Source organism: Mesorhizobium sp. M6A.T.Cr.TU.017.01.1.1 (assembly GCF_004023115.1).
Classification (GTDB): Bacteria; Pseudomonadota; Alphaproteobacteria; order Rhizobiales; family Rhizobiaceae; genus Mesorhizobium; species Mesorhizobium mediterraneum.
The window spans coordinates 1-4,714 of the sequence record NZ_RZTA01000215.1; the positions used below are offsets into that span (position 1 = coordinate 1).

Here is a 4,714-nt window from a genome sequence, read left to right on the forward strand (position 1 = left end):
GCCCGGCCTTTCGACCGTGCCGGCCAATGCCAGTCCGCTCGGCAGCGATGCCGAGAAAGCGGCGTGGAACGCCATGCCCGCTGCGCAGGCCGAGGCCCTCAACCGCGTCTTCGCCAACATCGGCAAGGCGATCGCCGCCTTCGAGCGATCAATCGCGCCGCCGCAGACGCGCTTCGACCGGTTCGCCGCCGCCTTGGCTACCGGTATACAGCCGCAAGGCGACGATGCCTTTTCGCCTGAGGAAATCCTCGGGCTGAAACTGTTCATCGGCAAAGCCAGTTGCGTGACATGCCACACCGGGCCGCGCTTCACCGACAGCAGTTTTCACAACACCGGCGTGCCGCCGGTTGCGAATTTGCCGCCGGATCGCGGCCGCATAGATGCGGTACGCCAAGTCGAGGCCGATCCGTTCAACTGTTTCGGCGCCTTTCGCGATGGCGACGCCAGCGCCTGCGGCGAGCTGCGCTTCATGGTCAAGGCCGGACCGGAACTGGTCCGCGCCTACAAGACGCCGTCGCTGCGCGGCGCCGCCACCCGCCCGCCCTATATGCATGCCGGGCAGTTCTCGTCGCTTGACGAAGTGGTGGCGCATTATTCGAAGGCGCCGACCAGTGTCGAGGGTGTGTCCGAGGTCCACCCACTGCAGCTTTCGGACCGCGAGCGTGGGGCGGTGGTGGCGTTCCTGAAGACGCTGGCCGAGTGAACGGCTCAGAAAGGCTACTCGGTAGCGATCCTTCGCGCCCCCCTCTGTCCGGCAGGACCGAGGGGCGCTGTCCCGCCGACGTTACCGCAACAGCGCGCCTACCGGTCTTTCACCGTCTCCATCGCCACGAAGGTCGAGGTCTGGGCGACGTGGGGCAGGGCCGAGATGCGCTCGCCGAGCACACGGCGATAGGCGGCGATGTCCGTGGTGCGGACCTTCAGCAGATAGTCGAAGCTCGACGCCATCATATGGCACTGCTCGATCTCCGGCACCGCCTGCACCGCGCGGTTGAAGGCATCGAGCGCGGCTGAGCGGGTGTCCGACAGTTTCACCTGGACGAAAGCGACATGGCCTTCGCCCGTGCGCTCGCGGTCGATGATCGCCTGGTAGCCCCTGATAAAGCCGTCCTTTTCCAGCCGCTTGACCCGCGCCTGCACCGGCGTCTTCGACAGCCCGACTTTTGCCGCGAGTTCCGACATGGAAAGCCGGCCATTGCTGCCTAGCGCCGACAGGATGTTCCTGTCGATGCGGTCCAATTGGTCTTCTGTCATTGAAATTCTGGTCAAATTGGCGGGGATCAGTCATCATGATAGATCAATCGGCCTGCCGTGTCGATTTCTTTGGACCGACTGAGATCAAGGTTTATGTTAGCTTGCGCCATTCGGCCCGGTGACCGCCGGCCCGCTCCCTGATGCTCGCTCTACAGGACCGTCATGCCAGCGCTCGAAGCCATCCGCCAGCAGATCCGTGCCAATTATTTGCCTGATGAAGACGAGGCCGTGAAGCGGCTGGCCGAGGCGACGGGGCTTTCGGGGAAAGACCGAAAGGCGATCTCGGCCCGCGCCGCCGATCTGGTGCGGGCGGTGCGCGGCTCGTCCGATCCACGGCTGATGGAGGTCTTCCTGTCCGCCTATGGCCTCTCCACCAAGGAGGGCGTCGCGCTTATGTGCTTGGCCGAAGCGCTGCTGCGGGTGCCCGACACCGAGACGATGGATGACCTCATCGCCGATAAGATCGCGCCGCATGACTGGTCGGCGCATTCAGGCGAGTCGAGCTCGATCTTCATCAATGCGTCGACCTGGGCGCTGATGCTGACAGGCCGGGTGCTCGACGAAGGCGAGGGCGGCATCGAAGGCACGCTGCGCGCCATGGTGCGCCGGCTGGGCGAGCCGGTCATCCGCAAGGCAGTCGCCGCCGCCATGCGTGAAATGGGCGAGCAGTTCGTGCTCGGCCGCACGATTGCCGAGGCCGTCAAGCGCGGCCGGCCGATGACCCAGAAGGGCTATCTCTATTCTTTCGATATGCTGGGCGAGGCGGCTCGAACAGAGGCCGATGCCTTGCGTTATCTCAAGGCCTATGCCGACGCCATCTCCTCGCTCGATGCCGGCGCCAACGGCCCTGACATCCGCCAGAACCATGGCATCTCGGTCAAGCTTTCGGCGCTGCACCCGCGCTATGAGATAACGCAGAAGGAAAAGATGCTGCCTGTGATGGCCGCGCGGCTTTTGTCGCTGGCGCTGGCGGCGCGTCATTCGCGCATGGGCCTCAACGTCGACGCCGAGGAGGCCGATCGCCTCGACCTGTCGCTCGACGTCATCGAACGGGTGCTGGCCGAGCCGGAGCTTGCCGGCTGGAACGGTTTTGGCGTCGTCGTCCAGGCCTATGGTCCGCGCGCAGCCTTCACCATCGACTGGCTCTATGCGCTGGCGAAGAAATACGATCGCACCATCATGGTGCGGCTGGTCAAGGGCGCCTATTGGGATACCGAGATCAAGCGAGCGCAGACGCTCGGGCTCGACGGCTATCCGGTCTTCACCCGCAAGGCCAACACAGATGTGTCCTACCTGGCCTGCGCGAAAAAGCTGCTGTCGATGACCGACCGCATCTATCCGCAATTCGCCACTCACAACGCCCACACCGTCGCCGCCATCCTGTCGATGGCCGGGGATCGTGACTCCTTCGAGTTCCAGCGCCTGCACGGCATGGGCGAAGCGCTGCACGAGACGGTGCGGCGGGCTGAAGGCACGCGCTGCCGCATCTATGCGCCGGTCGGCGCGCATTCCGACCTGCTTGCCTACCTAGTCCGCCGGCTGCTGGAGAACGGCGCTAACTCCTCCTTCGTCCACCAGCTCACCGACGAGGAGGTCGAGCCGGAGGATATTGCCCGCGACCCGCTCGAAACCGTCGAGAAACAGGGTCCCGCCGCCAATCCGGCGATCGCGCGACCATCGGCGATCTTTGGTGCCAGCCGACGCAATTCGAAGGGATTCGACATCACTGATCCGGTGACCCTGGCCGCGATCGACCAGGCGAAGACCGAGTTTTCCGGCCCGGACCGCTGGCACGCCAAGCCGATCACGCGGGCCGCCGGCTACGGCAAGCAGCGTCCGGTGGTCAATCCGGCAAAACCCGACGAGGTGGTCGGCACAGTCAGCGAGGCCAGCGCCAAGCAGGTCGCGACCGCCGTGCGCATCGCGGTGGAGGCGCAGCCGGCATGGGCAAGGCGTGCCGTTGCCGAGCGTGCCGCCATCCTCAACCGCGCCGCCGATCTCTATGAAGCCAACGCCGTCGAATTCTTCGCGCTCGCTATCCGCGAAGCGGGCAAATCGCTGGCCGACGGCGTCGCCGAAGTGCGCGAAGCGGTCGATTTCCTGCGCTATTACGCTGCCGAAGCGGCCAATGCCGAACCGGGCACGGAAGCGCGCGGGGTGATCGCCTGCATCTCGCCGTGGAATTTTCCGCTCGCCATCTTCACCGGCCAGATCGCGGCAGCACTCGTCACCGGCAATTCGGTGATCGCCAAGCCGGCCGAGCAGACGCCGCTGATCGCGTTCCGCGCCGTCGAATTGCTGCGCGAAGCCGGTGTGCCGGAGGATGTCATCCAGCTTTTGCCCGGCGATGGTCCGTCGGTCGGTGGCCCGCTGACCGCCGATCCGCGCATTGCCGGCGTCTGCTTCACCGGCTCGACCGAGGTCGCCAAGCTGATCGAAAAGCAGTTGGCCGAGACCGCGCCGCCCGACGCCATGCTGATAGCCGAGACCGGCGGGCTGAACGCGATGATCGTCGATTCCACCGCGCTGCCCGAACAAGCGGTGCGCGACATCCTTGCCTCGGCCTTCCAGAGTGCCGGCCAGCGCTGCTCGGCGCTGCGCGTGCTCTATGTGCAGAAGGACGTCGAGAAGAAGATGCTGGAGATGCTGAAGGGAGCGATGGAAGCGCTCAGTCTCGGCGATCCCTGGCAGATTTCAACCGATGTCGGCCCGGTCATCGACGATGAGGCACAAAAATCGATCCGCGACTATTGCACCAAAATGGGTCTGCAGGGCCGGCTGATCGCCAAGCTCGAAGCGCCGAAGAACGGCCGCTTCGTCGCGCCGCATGTCTTTCGGGTCAAGGGCATCGAGGACATGGAGCGTGAGGTGTTCGGGCCGGTGCTGCATGTCGCCAGCTTCGACGCCGACGACATCGATGCGGTGATCGCCGCGATCAACCGCAAGGGTTATGGCCTGACCTTCGGCCTGCATACCCGCATCGAAGGCCGTGCCCAGCATTTCGTCGACGGCATCCATGCCGGCAATATCTATGTCAACCGCAACCAGATCGGCGCCGTGGTCGGTTCGCAGCCGTTCGGTGGCGAAGGGCTTTCCGGCACCGGGCCGAAGGCTGGCGGGCCGCATTATCTCAGGCGCTTCCGCAAGGGGCCGGAGGCGGGCACGCCTGTTCTTGACGGCCGCAAGGTGACGGCGACAGAGCTTGCCGACAATCTGCCAGACCCAGCGCTTGGCGGCTGGTCGACGCGAGCGGACCGCGTTGCCGTGCTCAGGAAACATCTGCGCGGCAAGGGTGCGGCGGCGATCGGCGCCGCCGCGGGCATCGATTTCGGCCAGGTCGATCTGCCCGGACCGACCGGCGAGGCCAACACGCTGGCGCTGTCGCCGCGCGGCCGTGTGCTCTGCCTGGGACCGGACGCCGACACGCTGCTTGCCCAGGCGATCCAGGCGCTGGCGGCCG

2 protein-coding genes and 1 pseudogene are annotated in these 4,714 nt (G+C 65.5%); 2 read left to right on the plus strand and 1 reads right to left on the minus strand.

All coding sequences use genetic code 11. The annotated features are described in order from the left end of the window. Positions 1 to 703: pseudogene (locus tag EOB36_RS33170) on the plus strand (c-type cytochrome); the annotation flags it as partial. A gap of 98 nt (positions 704 to 801) precedes the next feature. Here the strand turns inward: EOB36_RS33170 and EOB36_RS33175 are convergent. Further along, a complete protein-coding gene (locus EOB36_RS33175) occupies positions 802 to 1,254 on the minus strand; it encodes an Lrp/AsnC ligand binding domain-containing protein (RefSeq protein ID WP_128286550.1) in 453 nt (150 codons plus the stop codon). Positions 1,255 to 1,416: 162 nt separating this feature from the next. Between EOB36_RS33175 and putA the strand changes: the two genes are divergently transcribed. Then, positions 1,417 to 4,714 (plus strand): bifunctional proline dehydrogenase/L-glutamate gamma-semialdehyde dehydrogenase PutA (gene putA, locus EOB36_RS33180; RefSeq protein WP_128286551.1); only part of this gene is annotated, 3,298 nt, incomplete at its 3' end.

Bases quoted from the DNA above. Each gene is read 5' to 3' on its own strand.
- EOB36_RS33175 (WP_128286550.1), bottom strand. From the start codon at position 1,254: ATGACAGAAGACCAATTGGACCGCATCGACAGGAACATCCTGTCGGCG.